Here is a 15,965-nt window from a genome sequence, read left to right as displayed (position 1 = left end):
ATTAACGTAATTAACGTTGGGCTATGGTGTAGCCCAACATGCTGGGTAAGTAGTTATTACGCGTTTTTTATCGCGTGATAAATGGCAAATTTGTTGTTTTTTGCTGGTGTGTTGCAATGGCCAAAGGCTGATTCGATGAACGCGGGATAGCGAAGAAAGCTATTTGCCACAATCATCAATTGGCCGTTTTTGGATAGGTGTTTTGGGGCAAGTTCCAAGAAGGTTTCTGTCGCAGCATAGTGCGTTTTTAACCCTGCATGGAACGGAGGGTTGCTGATCACATTGTCATAATGACCGTCGATATCGCTGTAGACATCAGACGCCAGTACCGTTCCGTCAAGATTGTTAAAACGCAGCGTTTCCTTGGCGGATTCTACTGCTAAGGCACTGATATCAACCATGGTGATATGCGCATTGGGATTGAGCAGTTTGATCGCTGAGCCAATCACACCTGCACCGCAACCAAAATCTAAAACTGCCCCTTTAAGCGCGGGTAACGTATTGAGTAGCAGTTGGCTTCCTGCATCGAATTCGCCGTGACTGAATACGCCCGGCAATGAGCGAACGGTCAGTGTCTGACCGTGGATATCGAGAGGGTAGCTTTTATACCAATCATCAATATTAAACGGTGCAGGCGTATTGATGCACTGGCCCCAGTAGAAACTGCAGCGTCGGGCTGAATCAAATTTCGTTACGCGACCGTATGGAGGAAACATCTTTTCGATGCTTTTCACACCACTGCGGTTTTCACCGACGACGACAATCTCAGTGTCTTTGCCTAATGCGGCCATGAGCATAGCGAGTAAAAATTCGGCTTCCGCTTTGGCTTTTGGCCAATACAACAACACCATGTCTACATTTGGTTGTGCTTGATAGCTGGCACCAAATTGCACGTTAAGGTTGTCAAAACGCTTCATCTGATTGGCATAAGCAAGATTGGTCGTAAAGATGCTGACGCTAGCTGCAGTGCTCAGAAGTTGCGTTGCGAACGTATCTTCGAGTTCGCCAGCAAGCAGGACGTGTTTACCGTCGAAGTACTCAAGTTGACGCTCAACCACTTGGCTTGGAGTGCTGTAAGACATGGATGCCTCTGGGATTCAAAATGGAGCGCGGATTCTCCCACAAAGACAGCAATGTGGAAACAATCCGCGCATCAAGATTGTCAGGTGTTGTCCTGTTTCTCTAGAAAGTTGTGGAACTCTGCTTCATACATACGAAACAGAACCAGGGTCAGCGAAAAAATAATAGGGCCGTAAACCAAACCCATCAGGCCATAAACCTGAAGACCACCAATCAAAGAGAAGAAGATCAGCAAGGTATTCATGCCCGAATTGCCCTGCATGAGTAGCGGACGCAGAATGTTATCAACCGAGCCGACGACGACGACGCCCCAAATTGCTAAGAACAGCGCCCACTGCCATTCACCAGTCAGGAGTAAATACCCGGAAGCGGGAACCCAAATGAGTGCGGTACCGACGACTGGAATAAATGAGGCGAATGCCATCATTGTTCCCCAGAAAAGACCAGCGAAGCCTGCAATCCACATCGCAAATCCACCCACGAAACCTTGAGCGAGTGCAGTTAAAAAAGAACCCATTACTGCAGATTTAGCGACTTTTTCGACTTCATCGAGGATCATATCCTCTTGAGTTCGAGAAAGAGGGCTGACGTGGCGCAGGGTCTGAATGATTTTCTCGTGGTCACGCAGCAAGAAGAACAACACGAACAACATCAATAAGAAATTGACGAGTACGCCCGTTACATCGCCGAGTATTTTTGAGCTCATCCCTATCATCTCAGAACTCAACGAGGAGACCGTTGATGCTGCGCGAGAGATCAGTTCCTGAGGTTGAATAGAGTCGAAAGGGAGCCACTTGTTGAGATACTGCAAAGACGATTGCACAAACGTCATGGAAAGAATTTCTTTCGCCCCTCCTGTACTTAACCATTCGTAAGCCCCTGTAAAAAAGGTGATACCTTGACGAAGAATGGCGATGGCGACAAATGTCATTGGGATAATGATAATGACGGTCAAGAGTGTGCATGACAGTGCAGCGGCGATGTTTGGATGAGATTTAAGTCTATGCTCTATGCGGTCGTGTACGGGGAAGAATAGCAGCGACACAATGAATGCAAGGACGATTGAACCCATATAGGGGGCAATAAGTGCGTAACAGGCGTATGCAGCGAGTGCTAATGCGCCAATAAGTGTCCAGTGCCTCGGTTCAACCTTAAATGATGATGCCATTCATAGGCTCCTTTTATTGTCGCCAGAGAGATCTGGAGAACAGTGTAGTTTGAGGCGTATGATACGTTGTGACTTTTAATGGAAAAAGGATAAATATTGTGCCGTGTTGCGAAGGTCAATGTCAGTCCAAGAAAAAACGCAAAATTACGCTGCCTTTCGTCATCTTTGGTGTGTTGTTATTACTGGTGATCGTCAACTGGCAATAGCTCAACAAAAAAGCGGAGCCAGAGCTCCGCTTTTGAACCATGCTATGCGTGCTTTTGGGCTTATTTAGCCGCCAATTTGGCAAATGCACGATCGGCTGCTGCCAATGTTGCTTCTAACTCTGTCTCGCCATGAGCAAGGGAAGTGAAGCTTGCTTCGAACGCCGAAGGCGCAAGGTAAATACCTTCCTCTAGCATCAGGTGAAAGAAGCGCTTGAATGCGTCGATATCACATTGCTGTACATCAGCAAAACAGGTGATTGCTTCTTTATCGGTAAAGAAGAAACCAAACATGCCACCCACTTGGTTAGTGGCCAGTGCGATACCATTTTTTTCTGCAGCCGCTTTAAATCCGTCAGCCAGGCGTTTGGTGATACTTGCCAAATGAGTTTCATTGCCCTCTTTGCGCAGCTCGTTCAGTGCGGCTTCACCCGCCGCCATCGCAACTGGGTTACCTGACAGAGTACCTGCTTGGTAAATCGGGCCTGTTGGCGCGATGTATTCCATCACGTCACGGCGACCACCGAATGCACCCACTGGCATACCACCACCAATGACTTTGCCCAGCGTTGTCAGATCCGGTTTGATGTTGTAATGCGCTTGTGCGCCACCCAGAGCTACGCGGAAACCCGTCATCACTTCATCGAAAATTAGCAGTGCGCCAAATTCGTCACACAGTGCACGCAGGCCTTCCAAGAAGCCTTCTTGTGGTGGGATACAGTTCATGTTACCCGCAACCGGTTCTACGATGATGCACGAAATGTCTTCTGGGAACTGCTCAAAAGCAGCACGTACAGAGTGCAAGTCATTGTAAGTACACGTCAGGGTATGCTTTGCAAAATCTGCGGGTACGCCAGGGGAGGTAGGTTCACCCAGTGTGAGCATTCCTGAGCCCGCTTTTACAAGCAGGCAGTCAGCATGGCCGTGGTAACAGCCTTCAAACTTGATGAATTTATCGCGGCGAGTAAAACCACGCGCCAGACGAATTGCACTCATAGTCGCTTCAGTACCTGAGCTCACCATGCGTACCATTTCCATCGATGGCACCAATTGGCTCACTAGTTCTGCCAATGTGATTTCACGAGCAGTCGGTGCACCGAAGCTCAAGCCGTTTTGCGCTGCGGCGATCACTGCGTCACGAATAGCTGGGTGGTTATGGCCCAGAATCATTGGCCCCCAAGAACCGACGTAATCAATATAAACTTTGCCGTCTGCATCGTAGATGTATGCGCCGTCTGCACGCTCAATGAAAATAGGGTCACCGCCAACACCGGCGAATGCACGAACCGGAGAGTTCACACCGCCAGGGATTGTTTTGCGGGCTTGCTGGAATAACTCGGCTGATTTGGTCATGGTTCTTTCCTAGGCCTGAATTTTTATTTTGTGTTGGCGTATTGTAAGGGATGCTCGATTCTCAGGCGAGTTTGTTGATGAGGTAAGCATCACATCCACACCGATATTGGTGTATATTTCGACCTCCCGCAGACTCTCTTTGGTAAAGATGAGCAATACTTGAACAAAATAGTCAGGTATTGGATAATGCGGCACTATATAAGAAGAAGTTTGTGAGGTTGAAATGAGTGATGCCCCATTGCCGCTGAAATTTACTGACGCGGCAGCGATTAAGGTTAAGACGCTGATCCAAGAAGAAGAAAACCCTAACCTGAAGCTGCGCGTATACATTACCGGTGGTGGTTGTAGCGGCTTCCAATATGGTTTTACGTTTGATGAAAGCGTCAATGATGGCGACATGACAATTGAAAACAGCGGTGTGACCTTGGTCGTTGACCCAATGAGCCTGCAATATCTTCTTGGTGGCGAAGTAGATTACACAGAAGGGTTAGAAGGCTCACGTTTCTTCGTTAACAACCCTAACGCAACCACAACTTGTGGTTGTGGTGCGTCCTTCAGTGTGTAAAGTATTAGACACTCATTGAACAATGGGTCGCTGAATTAAGCGGCCCTTTGATTCTCTACAGGCCAGATGGAACGAGCCTGTTTCAATTTTCTGCAGTAACCGCGTTAGGACGAATACAATGGCGAATGCAGGCACAATAGTCTCTTTTCTCTCGCAGCGCCCATGGATCTATTCACTGGTATTGTTGTTCGTACTTGTTTTTTGGATAGGCAGTGGAGACAGCGAAGCTGAAGTAACCGTCCAAGAAGAGAAATCTGAGGCACCTCTAAGCCGTGTCTCGGTTGAGACCTTCATGACCGAGCCTGTTACGCGTTCAATTTCACTCTATGGAAGAACGGCACCTGACAGGGATGCCACCATTTCTGCAGAAGCCGATGGCCGTATCGTTTCCGTGCGTGCAAAAAAAGGCGCTTTTGTGGAAAAAGGCGAGCTTCTGGTCAACATAGATAAAGCTGATCGTGAAGCTCAATTAGCGCGTGCGAAGTCACTGTTAATTGTGCGTCAAAAAGAGTTCAACGCCGCAAAGTCTTTGAAGAAGAAAGGGTTGCAAGGAGAAGTGGCCTTTTCGCTAGCGGAAGCCAATCTTATTGATGCAAAAGCAACTGTTGAAAACCTCAATCTTGCTCTGTCTAACACGGAAGTGCGTGCACCTTTTGATGGGATAGTTGATGATCTGATGGTGGAAGTGGGTGACTACCTGAGCGTTGGCGATCCTATTGCAACCATCGTTGATCTTAATCCGCTGATTGTCACCGCGGACGTGAGTGAAAAGCATATCAGTCATGTGAATGCGAATTATCCTGCGCGTATTATTTTGGTCAATGGCACCGAAAAAGCGGGGACACTTCGCTATCAATCCAGTATTGCATCTCCGACTACAAATACCTTTTTGATAGAACTTGAAATCCCCAATCCACAGCAAGCTCTACCTGCTGGTATTAGTGCTGAAGTTGATCTGATTTTGGATGAACAACAGGCGGTGAAGCTGAATCCATCTATGCTGGCTCTCGATGAAAAAGGCAACCTAGGTGTGAAAATCCTGACCGATAATAAAGTCGCTTTTATCCCAGCTAAAGTCGTCAAGGCTGAGCAAGATGGCGTGTGGTTATCAGGGTTGGGCGATCAGGTTGAGGTGATAACGAAAGGGCAGGGATTTGTGCGTGATGGCGACGATGTCATTGCCGTTCGTGAATCTCAAGCACAGTAAGGAGAACGACGGTGACTAACCTAATCGATGCCTCCTTAGCACGTACACGGACGATGGTTACCCTGCTGATATTTCTCATCGTTGCAGGTTTTTATACCTATCAAACTATTCCCAAAGAATCTGATCCTGATATTACGATCCCTGTGATTTACGTGTCAGTGGGTCATGAAGGCATATCGTCAGAAGATGCAGAAAGGCTTTTGGTTCGCCCAGTAGAACAAGAACTCCGTTCTATTGAGGGCATTAAAGAGATGACGGCAATTGCGTCAGAAGGCCACGCTTCTGTCACGCTGGAATTCAACGTAGGTGTCGATCTTGATCAGGCGATGGCAGATGTTCGTGAGGCTGTTGACCTTGTGAAACCGCGTCTTCCTGATGACAGTGATGAGCCCACCGTTAATGAAATTACACTCGCAAATCAACAGCCAGTATTGTCCGTAGCCCTCTATGGCGATGTGTCCGAGCGTGCCATTGTAAACATCGCGCGTAAACTTCAGGAAAAATTAGAAGGCTTTAAGCAGGTTCTGGAAGTCGAGATTGCCGGTGACAGAGACGATGTGGTGGAGATCATCGTCGAACCGCTATTGCTTGAAAGCTATGGCTTGGATCAGGAAGACATCTTTAACTTGGTATCCAGGAACAATCGAGTTGTCGCGGCTGGATATGTGGATACAGGTTATGGACGTTTCTCGGTCAAAGTACCGTCAGTGTTTGAGTCAGTTACGGATGTGCTAGATCTGCCGATCAAAACAGATGGTATACAAGTCGTTACCGTCGGAGATGTTGCAACGGTTCGACGTGCATTTAAAGATCCTGAAAGCTTTGCTCGATTAGACGGTAAAACCGCGGTTGTACTGGATGTGAAAAAGCGAGCGGGTGAAAACATCATTGAAACGGTTGAGCTAGTGAAAGCCGTGATCGTTGAAGCCAAAGCGTCGTCACAATGGCCGGGTGCACTGCAAGTGAAATATACCTGGGACGGCTCTGAAAATGTGCGCACTATGCTGACGGATCTGCAGAATAACATCCTGTCAGCAGTGCTCTTGGTTGTGATCGTTATTATTGCCATATTGGGGGCAAGAACGGCGTTGTTGGTGGGGATTTCCATTCCAGGTTCTTTTTTAACGGGCTTGGTCGTGCTCGGGCTGTCGGGTTTAACGATCAATATCGTGGTTCTTTTTTCCCTAATCATGGCCGTGGGTCTATTGGTAGATGGTGCTATTGTCGTCACTGAGTACGCCGATCGACGTATGCGTGAAGGTGTTGATAGAAAGAAGGCGTATCAAGAAGCTGCCCACCGCATGGCGTGGCCAATTATTGCATCGACGGCGACGACGTTAGCCGCGTTTGCCCCCTTACTGTTCTGGCCGGGGATTACGGGTGAGTTCATGGGGTATATGCCACTGACTCTCATCGCCACCTTGTCTGCGTCGCTGATAATGGCGTTACTTTTCGTTCCTGTTTTGGGAAGTTTGTTCGGTAAACCACTGCCTCTATCGTTAAAGCAAAAGACCAGAATGCAAGCGATAGAGCGAGGCGAGTTTGAACAGGCCACAGGCATTACGCGTGCCTATATAAAAACACTCTCTGTCGCGATAAAACACCCTTTTAAAATCTTGGTAGCAGCCATATTTGTCGCGGCTGGTGTGGGTTTTACTTACGACAAATCAGGCTTAGGCACAGAGTTTTTCCCTGACGTAGACCCTGCTTTTTTTAATATTAAGGTACGTTCCTACGGTGATTTATCGATCCACGAGCAAGACACACTGATGAAAGAAGTTGAGCAACGTGTGTTGGGCTTGGACGAAATTGAAAGTGTTTATACCAAAACGGGTGGGGATGACGAAATCGGGGTGATCCAGATGAAGCCCGTCGCTTGGCAGGATCGCCGTAAGGTTAATGTAATTATCCAAGAGCTTCGTGATAAAACCGCAGATCTATCCGGCATAGAGCTGGAATTTAAAAAACCGGATGCCGGGCCGCCGAGTGAGCATGATTTATCGATAGAGGTGATTGCAGATAATACAAAATGGCTGGAGTCTGCGGCAAAGCAAGTTCGTAACCTTCGGAGGAGAATCCAGAATTTACCAACTTCAGCGATACGCTGACGAAACCAGGTATTGATTGGACGATTGATATCGATAGAGCAGATGCAGCGCGTTTTGGTGCGGATGCGACAATCGTAGGTAACACCGTTCAGTTTGTGACAAATGGTTTGAAAATTGGCGATTATCTTCCAGATGATGCTGACGAAGAAGTCGATATTCTTGTCCGTTACCCCGAAGATAAGCGAGATATCGGGCGATTCGATGAGCTTCGCGTAAATACGCCCTATGGTCTGGTGCCTATAACTAACTTTGCGACGATTAAGCCGGATGTAAAGCAAGGCAATATTGACCGTGTTGACGGACTGCGCGTGGTAAAAGTAATGGCAGATATGGCTGAAGGGGAAAACCTAAGCTTAGCCCTCCCTGGCCTGAAAGCGAAAATAGAGGCGTTGAATTTTCCAGAGGGCGTCGACATTCGCATTCGAGGGCAAAACGAAGAACAAGAGGAAAGTCAGGCGTTTTTGATAAGTGCATTTTTGGCAGCATTGGGCGCAATGGCGCTGATACTCATCACGCAGTTCAATAGCTTCTATCAAGCCTTTCTGATATTGAGTGCAGTGCTGTTTTCCACTGTGGGTGTGTTTTTAGGTCTGTTGATTTTCCAGAGACCTTTTGGCGTCATCATGTCTGGCGTCGGGGTGATCACGTTGGCTGGGATAGTTGTGAACAACAACATTGTTCTTATTGATACCTACAATGTATTGCGTCGCAGAGGCATAGCCAAAGCGGAGGCCATTATTCGCACCGGTGCTCAGCGTTTACGACCCGTACTTTTTACTACCGTCACCACGATTTTGGGTTTGTTGCCAATGGTGTTGGAGATGAACGTAGATCTGCTTAATCGAGGTGTTGAATTTGGTGCGCCGAGTACTCAGTGGTGGTCGCAGTTAGCAACCGCTGTGGCTGGGGGATTGGCATTCTCAACAGTCCTGACTCTTGTACTTACGCCTTGTTTACTCATGCTGGCGAGGGAGCCAAAAGCCAATAATAGCGTGCGTGATATTGAAGCATTGCTATCAGATGGCAAAAAGGAAGAGCCTCCCAAAGCCACTTACCGAGAAGTTGGTGCGGAAGCATAGGTGACATTGTCATTCGGTTCAGGAAAAAAAGCAGCGCATTCGCGCTGCTTTTTTTGTTTATGACGACACCCGTTCAATAGTACCGATTGAGGCGAGTAATTGACTGAATTTGTTGAGCTGAGACATTCTGTCTTTTGCCATTGTTAGGAATTCAGTTTTCTCTTTGCCTGATAGCGATGTGGCTTGAGGCAGGCTTACGGTTCTTGGGTTTTTGTGAACGCCATTGACCAAGAATTCGTAGTGAAGGTGCGGGCCGGTAACGCGGCCAGTGCCGCCAAGCGTACCGATGGTCTGGCCCTGCTTCACACGTTGACCTGTCTTCACTCTACGTTTGGTCAGGTGCAGGTACTTGGTGATATAAGTAGAGCTGTGGCGAATAAAGACATAGTTTCCGTTGTATTTGTTATAAGCCGACTTCTGGACAATACCATCACCAGCGGCCCAAATAGGGGTGCCCACGGGAGCAACATAGTCGGTACCGCGGTGTGCTTTTCTTTGCCCTGTAACAGGGTGTAGACGGCGTGGATTGAAATTGGAGCTGACGTAACGGAAGTTAACCGGAGAGCGTAAAAAGGCCTTTTTCATCGCTCGGCCGTTTTCGTCATAGTACTTACCCGACATGGCGCGGATTGCTGTGAAGGTCTCGCCTTGGTTGGTAAAGGTTGCTGCCAGAATGTTTCCGCGGCCAATCAACTCCCCTTCAACCAGTTGTTCTTCAAACAGGACGGAGAATTTGTCGCCCTGGCGGATATCCAATGCAAAGTCGATATCCCAACCAAAAATTCCTGCCAACTCCATGATTTGATTGGCGTTAAGCCCCGCGCTGACACCTGCATTCCAAAAGCTGGAATTGATGGTGGCTGAAGCGAAATTCACTTGGGTATCGATTTGCTTGGATTCGACATGAGAAACGAAGTCATCGCCAATGCGATTAACAATTAGCTTTTCGTTGGCACTTTTCGGTTGAATCAGCTGGGTAAAGAGGCCGTTCTCGTCAAAGCCAATGTGGATTTCATCTCCGACATTCAGTGCGGTGAGTGATTTTGTGCCTTTGTCACTGTTAATAAAACGGTACAAGGTAGTCGGGCTGATGCCGACGCGATCAAAAATGACAGCTAAACTTTCGCCCGGTTGCACGACAAACTTTTGCCATTCCAGTGTCAAGGGAACACTGAGTAACGGCATGTCGTCTTCCGGTGGTAAGAGAGAGCTTATTTCAAGCGGGACACTATATTGTTTACCGATCTGAAACCTCGCATCGGGATGTTGTGCTGGTGTTTCTGAAGGGATCAAAATCAGCACAACAAGTAATGCGCTAATCGCCGTAATAAGAATGCGGTGTAGCTGTGGGATCGCTTTTAATTTTTTAACAGGCATTAAGAAACAGTCACTAAGAAATAAAATTTATCTAGAACACACTTGCTTTATGCCAATTCCTTCGAAAATTCGATCGGCCCGTGAATTCCTTTTCGCTTTGTGTAAGTTTAACTGGTTTCAAATATCCTCGCTATTCAAGTAGTATGTCGCTTTACGAAAATTTGCCGATTCTGTGGGAGCGATAAAATATGGCGAGCATTGAAGCCGCGCTAGCTGAAATCAAGCGTGGTGTTGAGGAGTTGATTCCTGAAGAGGGACTCATAGCGAAATTGAAAGAGAACCGTTCTCTTCGCATCAAGTTGGGCGCGGATCCAACTGCACCAGATATTCACTTGGGTCACACGGTGATCATGAATAAACTGCGTGCATTCCAGGAGCTGGGCCATGAAGTTATCTTCCTGATCGGTGATTATACCGCGATGGTAGGTGACCCAAGCGGCAAGAACACAACGCGTCCGCCGTTGACGCGTGAGCAAGTTCTGAAAAACGCAGAAACGTATAAAGAGCAGATCTTCAAGATTCTGGATCCAGCGAAGACGCGCATTGAGTTTAACTCAACGTGGCTGAGCGAGCTGGGCACTGACGGTATGATTCGTCTAGCTGCAAGCTCAACGGTTGCTCGTATGCTTGAGCGTGATGATTTTAAAAAACGCTACAGCAATAACCAGCCAATTGCGATTCATGAGTTTATCTACCCGCTGCTGCAAGGCTACGATTCCGTTGCTTTGAAGGCTGATGTGGAATTGGGTGGTACCGACCAGAAATTCAACTTGCTAATGGGACGTGAACTGCAAAAGCAAAACGGCCAATCTCAGCAAGCAGTGATCACTATGCCATTGCTGGTGGGTTTAGACGGCGTTAAGAAAATGTCGAAATCAGCCCATAACTACATTGGCATCAGTGACGTACCGAACGAAATGTTCGGTAAAATCATGTCGATTTCTGATGATCTGATGTGGAACTACTATGAATTGTTGTCATTCCGTCCTCTGGAAGAAATCGCACAATTTAAAGCTGACATCGAAGGTGGTAAGAATCCACGTGATGTGAAGATCTTACTAGCAAAAGAGATCATTGCGCGCTTCCACTCTGAAGCAGAGGCGGAAGCGGCAGAAGCGGAATTCATTAACCGTTTCCAGAAAGGCGCAATGCCAGATGAAATGCCTGAATTTACCTTTGAACAAGGCGTGGCAATCGCCAACTTGCTGAAAGATGCGAACCTCGTGGGTTCAACTTCTGACGCAATGCGTATGATCCGCCAAGGTGCGGTGAAGATGGATGGCGAAAAACTGGACGACACCAAACTGGTTCCAGCAGTAGGTACTGCAGTATACCAAGTTGGTAAGCGTAAGTTTGCTCGCATCACGCTGGCATAATGCGATAAATACGATGAAAAAGGCACCGAAAGGTGCCTTTTTTATACCAGTAATTCTGCTACACGCTCCCCAAGACGGATGGCTGTTTTCGCGTCGATGGGGTTTATACCGTCCTCTTGGTCGTCCAAGGCTATAACGCCAACTGATGCCCCTAGACGGTTGAAATTGGTACTGCTTGTTCCCTCTGGCACATCAATACCAGCCCAAAGCATACTGTGTTGGGTAGACAGAGTGTATAAATACTCCATGGTACTTTGGAGTTCACCACAGGGACTACTTCCAATAGTAAAACCCGCGGCCAGCTTGTTTTTCCATTGCTGCTTTGACCAACTAGGGCTGCTAGCGTCTGCAAAGGCTTTGAATTGTGCCGATGGGCCACCCATGTAAGTTGGAGTGCCAAAAACAATGGCATCCATTTCGGGTAGCTTTTCTAACAATGCAGCGTTTTGAAAGCGCCCCTCAATGATCTCTGAGCCTTGAATACGGTGAGCAAAGACCTTTGCACCTTTTGATTCAGCACCGTGAGCAATAGCTTGTGCTAACGCGTCAGTGGTGCCGTTTTTGGAATAGTAAACGATGGCGATATTCTTCATTCTCTTTCTTCCTTGAATTTGATGTCGTTACAACAGGTAGTCGTTGCGGCTTTCCATTGCATCGGTGAGGTATTCAGTGAACTCCCATTCGATGCCATCGCCATCCAAAAAATAGGCACGAATTCGGCTTGGATGGCTTTTATTGAATTCCACTGGGTAAAGCCTTTACTGTTCAGTCGCTCAGATACTGTGGTGACATCGTCGACGACAAAACCGATGTGGTTCGTACCTAATTGGCGGTAGGGAATGCGCTCGACGGCTTTATCAATCACTACTTCCTGTAAGGCAATGTAAGAGGTGTCAGTCCCCAGATGGCACCAGCCGTAGTGCTGGTTGCGACCTTCTCCACGGACTTTGAAGTCTGGCATCGCGGACTGCAGAAAGTGAATAGTGCTTTTGAGGTTATTCACCGTGATATTGGCGTGTTCGACATAACTGCCCATGGTGATCTCCTTTGTGGTCAATTTAGTAAAGTTACTTGTTTACATAATAGTCGCAAACGCACTTATGTAAAGCTATTGCTTTATTAATGGTGCGACAGGTATAAAAAAACGCACTGCAAAGGCAGTGCGCATTTATCATTCGTTCGCTTACTTGCTTAGCGCAAAGGTAGGGAGAGAAAGGTGCCAGCGAATCGCTGCGAGTCGAATGGAGAGGGTGGTGATCATACCGACAATCGAGGCAAATTCAGCCCCAGCATTTGACGCAAGGACAAGCGTATGCATGATGCCTCCTGCAATACAGGCTGTGGCATACACTTCTGTTCGCAAGACCATCGGTATTTCTCTGGCAAGCACATCGCGAAGAATACCGCCGCCACATCCGGTTAGGACACCCATTATAACCGCCACAATGGGTGAGGCGCCGTAGCTCAGCGCTTTATCGACACCGATAGCGACAAAGACGGCAAGGCCAATAGCATCCGCTACAGGGAGTACATACCAAGGCAAGCGTCTAGGGTGGCGGATCAGTAGCATGCTCAACAGGCAGGTAATGAGGATCACCCAGAGATATTCCGGCTCATTAACCCAGAAAACTGGGGTTGCACCGAGTACCATATCCCGGATTGTTCCTCCGCCAATGGCGGTCACCATGGCCAGCACCACAACCCCAAAGGGATCCATGCGGAGCTTGCCTGCCAATAATACCCCCGACACCGCAAACACGACGGTGCCGAACATATCCAGAATATATAAAAGCATGAAGGGCTATCTCATTATAAAACGTAAAAAGCGGCGCGATTTTACGTCAAAGATATGCCCTAGCAATCCGAAGTAATCACTTGTTTGGCGTGAGAATTTCGAATTAGTGACCGAGATCGCTTCTTACTTTGTCCATGGCCGCACAAATTTGATCTACCGCTTTGAGTGCACGAGGCGTCGGGCGGTTTAACCAGTCCCCCGTGATAGCGTAAATGTGCTCGTTTTTAACCGCAGGGATGTAATCAGCCCATTTTAACCATAGTGCGTCAGGTCTCGATTGTGTGTTTGGATAGAACATCACTTGCGGTTTTCTTACCACAACTTGTTCGACACTGATCTGAGGGTAGGGCGCAGCACTGTTGCCAAAAATATTCTTACCACCGCATAGGTTGAACAAAGGTTGTGGCCAATGGTTGGCATTATTGGTAAGCAGAGGGGTATCACTTAACTGATAGAAGTAAGGTACCTCCGGCTTCCCTTGTTGCGTTGTTTCTATGTTTTTCAAGGCTGAGCGAATGGCATCGGCTCGTTGCTTTGCTTTCTCAGGATCGTCAGACCACTTTCCAAGCTTTTCAATATTGTCAGCCGCTTCATACAAAGAGTGTGGGTTGGAATAAAAAACCTCAATACCCAGTCGCTCAAGTTTTGCGAGTTCTTTGTCTGGGTTTCCACCTTTCCAGGCCAGCACCAGGTCGGGTTTCAGGGTAACGACCCGTTCAATGTTGATACCACGGTAGTTGGCGACCTGCTCAAGCGACAATGCTTCAGGCGGGTAATCACTGTGGGCACTGACGGCGACAAGATTGTCTCCGAGTCCCGCTTCATAAGCGAGCTCAGTGGTGTGAGGTGAAAGGCTGATAACGCGAAGAGGCGCTGCGACTGCCAGTGTTGGCAGGCAGAAAAGTAAAACCAGAAAACGAAACATTATAAAAATCCGTGTGCGAACCACATGATAAAGCTTTGAGTGACAATCCAAATCAGTGCTTTTTGTTTGAGCTGTTGGTTCAGTATTGCTAGGTGTAACGATGATGGGGTGATGGAGCCACCAAGTGTCGGTCGAGACACTTTGGCATTGTCATATATCACGGGTCCGCCTAGTGCGACTTGAAATTTGGCACCTGACGAAGCAAGTAGCCATCCTATTCCATTCGTAGACCACTGATTTCCACTTAGTCTTATTGCCTCAATCGCTTGATGGAAGCGAAGGCCTGTGGCAATAAGCACAGCAAACAATCGATTGGGTACCGAGTCCATGACGGTAAGAAATGCCGCGGTAGGTACGCCGAAGTCAGCATACTCTTGACGTCGGGTTGGCCAACATCGAGCAAGCTGAACGAGTAAAGCGTAAAGAAACGCTGCAATACCACCGCCGATCGCATACCAAAAGAGTACGCTGATCAAGCCTCGGGCATATCCAGCCAGCAGGGTCTCACAGCCAGCTTTAGCAATGCCGACTTGAGACAAGGAGCACGTATCTCGATTCAAAATCTGCGATAAAAAAGTGCGAGCGGTTGGCTTATCATCGCGATTTAAAGCCTGTTCAATGTTATAGGCTGTCACTGTTATCTGTTTCCAGCCAAGTGCAAACCAGAGCAAAAGCAAGTCAAACAGCCACATCGTCCAAATGAGTTGCTTCAACGCGATCAACAGAACGGCAATGGTCAGCCACATGATTGATAGGGAAAGTGCGCCGGCCAGTCTTTGCTGCGATGATGGGTCTTCGAAATGGTTTACTTTTTCGGCAAGAGCAATGGCCACACGTCGCCACAGCGAGAGGGGCGTGATATGAGGAGGTGCTGGAAGAAACCAATGTAAAATGAGTGCTCCCCACATTGCCAGTAGGGTCGAATGATCCATCAATGCACCAAACGGAGTGGGGAGCTCTGTCATTATGCTTTCAACAGCTCAACCATTTTTTCAACCATGGCACTTGATCTTTTCGCTGCCAAAGGCAGGAACTCGTCAAATGTCATTGGGGATTCTTTGTCTGCAACATCAGAGATGGCGCGAACAACCACAAACGGCACTTTGAATTGATGGCAAGTTTGCGCAATAGCTGCTGCTTCCATTTCCACTGCAATGACAGATGGGAAGTGTTTACGAATGTAGTTTTGGCGCTCAGCCGTGCAAACAAATGCATCACCGGTGCAGATCAGACCGCGAACGGCGTGAGGTGCAGGCTCCATCGCTGCCAGCGCTTGTTCTGCCACATCCATCAGTTTCACATCAGATTCAAATGTTGCAGGTTGGCCTGCCATTTGACCCATAGTGTAACCAAAAGCCGTAACGTCAGCATCGTGGTATGCAACGTCAGTAGAGATAACTACATCACCCAGGTTCAAGCTAGAGTCAAAACCGCCAGCGGAGCCTGTGTTGATAACCAGAGATGGCTTGAAGCGATCCAGCAGAACAGCAGTACTCAGTGCCGCCGCTACTTTACCAATGCCTGATTGCAGAAGAATCACATCCACACCGTTTATGTCGCCTGTGTAGAATTTAGAGCCTACAATTTCTTGAAGTTGGCAGTTATTGATCAGGTTTTTCAGCAGGGTAACTTCCTGCTCCATTGCACCGATAATACCGATTTTCATCTATGTTCTCGTTGAGTTTTTGTCAATGTAGAGAGTGTATCATGCCGACTTCTTTGACTGATA

The 15,965-nt window shown here is 47.8% G+C and carries 12 protein-coding genes and 2 pseudogenes; 4 read left to right on the top strand and 10 right to left on the bottom strand.

The window, feature by feature from the left end; all coding sequences use genetic code 11:
* Positions 1-56 precede the first annotated feature (56 nt).
* The 3 genes from rsmC to hemL form a co-directional block, all read right to left on the bottom strand.
* Positions 57-1,082: a 16S rRNA (guanine(1207)-N(2))-methyltransferase RsmC gene (gene rsmC / locus B5D35_RS00685; RefSeq protein ID WP_078750707.1), complete on the bottom strand. Its 1,026-nt coding sequence runs from the start codon at positions 1,080-1,082 to the stop codon at positions 57-59.
* A gap of 80 nt (positions 1,083-1,162) precedes the next feature.
* The gene (locus B5D35_RS00680; protein WP_078750706.1) at positions 1,163-2,248 is read right to left on the bottom strand and encodes an AI-2E family transporter; all 1,086 of its coding nucleotides are present in this window, start codon (positions 2,246-2,248) and stop codon (positions 1,163-1,165) included.
* A gap of 266 nt (positions 2,249-2,514) precedes the next feature.
* The gene (gene hemL, locus B5D35_RS00675; protein ID WP_078750705.1) at positions 2,515-3,804 is read right to left on the bottom strand and encodes a glutamate-1-semialdehyde 2,1-aminomutase; all 1,290 of its coding nucleotides are present in this window, start codon (positions 3,802-3,804) and stop codon (positions 2,515-2,517) included.
* 223 nt (positions 3,805-4,027) lie between these two features.
* On the opposite strand from hemL, the gene erpA reads away from it, so the two are divergent.
* The 3 genes and pseudogenes from erpA to B5D35_RS00660 all read left to right on the top strand — a co-directional run bounded on the left by erpA (position 4,028) and on the right by B5D35_RS00660 (position 8,763).
* Complete coding sequence (gene erpA / locus B5D35_RS00670; protein ID WP_078750704.1) at positions 4,028-4,369, top strand: iron-sulfur cluster insertion protein ErpA; 342 nt, start codon at positions 4,028-4,030, stop codon at positions 4,367-4,369.
* Positions 4,370-4,487: 118 nt separating this feature from the next.
* Positions 4,488-5,576 (top strand): efflux RND transporter periplasmic adaptor subunit, encoded by a 1,089-nt coding sequence (locus B5D35_RS00665; protein WP_078750703.1) that lies wholly within the window; start codon positions 4,488-4,490, stop codon positions 5,574-5,576.
* Between the two features lie 11 nt (positions 5,577-5,587).
* Positions 5,588-8,763, top strand: a pseudogene (locus B5D35_RS00660) (efflux RND transporter permease subunit).
* 57 nt (positions 8,764-8,820) lie between these two features.
* Here the strand turns inward: B5D35_RS00660 and shyC are convergent.
* Complete coding sequence (gene shyC / locus B5D35_RS00655) at positions 8,821-10,140, bottom strand: peptidoglycan DD-endopeptidase ShyC (RefSeq protein ID WP_078750702.1); 1,320 nt, start codon at positions 10,138-10,140, stop codon at positions 8,821-8,823.
* Positions 10,141-10,328: 188 nt separating this feature from the next.
* Here shyC and tyrS point away from each other — a divergent pair, with 188 nt between their 5' ends.
* The gene (gene tyrS, locus B5D35_RS00650; protein ID WP_078750701.1) at positions 10,329-11,516 is read left to right on the top strand and encodes a tyrosine--tRNA ligase; all 1,188 of its coding nucleotides are present in this window, start codon (positions 10,329-10,331) and stop codon (positions 11,514-11,516) included.
* A gap of 41 nt (positions 11,517-11,557) precedes the next feature.
* Here tyrS and B5D35_RS00645 read toward each other — a convergent pair whose 3' ends face one another.
* From B5D35_RS00645 to mtnN, 6 genes and pseudogenes are all read right to left on the bottom strand, one after another.
* Entirely contained in the window at positions 11,558-12,109 is a 552-nt protein-coding gene (locus B5D35_RS00645; protein ID WP_078750700.1) for a flavodoxin family protein, read from the bottom strand.
* Positions 12,110-12,136: 27 nt separating this feature from the next.
* Positions 12,137-12,552: pseudogene (locus B5D35_RS00640) on the bottom strand (VOC family protein).
* A 147-nt stretch (positions 12,553-12,699) separates the two neighbouring features.
* Positions 12,700-13,311 (bottom strand): TRIC cation channel family protein, encoded by a 612-nt coding sequence (locus tag B5D35_RS00635; RefSeq protein WP_078750699.1) that lies wholly within the window; start codon positions 13,309-13,311, stop codon positions 12,700-12,702.
* A 103-nt stretch (positions 13,312-13,414) separates the two neighbouring features.
* Positions 13,415-14,236, bottom strand: coding sequence for a vitamin B12 ABC transporter substrate-binding protein BtuF (btuF, locus tag B5D35_RS00630; protein WP_078750698.1), 822 nt, complete (start codon positions 14,234-14,236; stop codon positions 13,415-13,417).
* Positions 14,236-15,201, bottom strand: a complete 966-nt coding sequence (locus B5D35_RS00625) for a cobalamin biosynthesis family protein (RefSeq protein WP_078750697.1) — start codon at positions 15,199-15,201, stop codon at positions 14,236-14,238. Before B5D35_RS00625 ends, btuF begins: the two co-directional genes overlap by 1 nt.
* Positions 15,201-15,902 carry a 5'-methylthioadenosine/S-adenosylhomocysteine nucleosidase gene (gene mtnN / locus B5D35_RS00620; protein WP_078750696.1) on the bottom strand — a complete coding sequence of 234 codons (702 nt, stop codon included), beginning with the start codon at positions 15,900-15,902 and terminating at the stop codon, positions 15,201-15,203. The genes B5D35_RS00625 and mtnN overlap by 1 nt, the downstream gene beginning before the upstream one ends.
* Positions 15,903-15,965 lie beyond the last annotated feature (63 nt).

The sequence above is a fragment of the Enterovibrio nigricans DSM 22720 genome (assembly GCF_900167155.1).
Lineage (GTDB): Bacteria > Pseudomonadota > Gammaproteobacteria > Enterobacterales > Vibrionaceae > Enterovibrio > Enterovibrio nigricans.
Note: the sequence above shows the minus strand (reverse complement) of the source record. Positions and strands in the feature narration are given on the sequence as shown.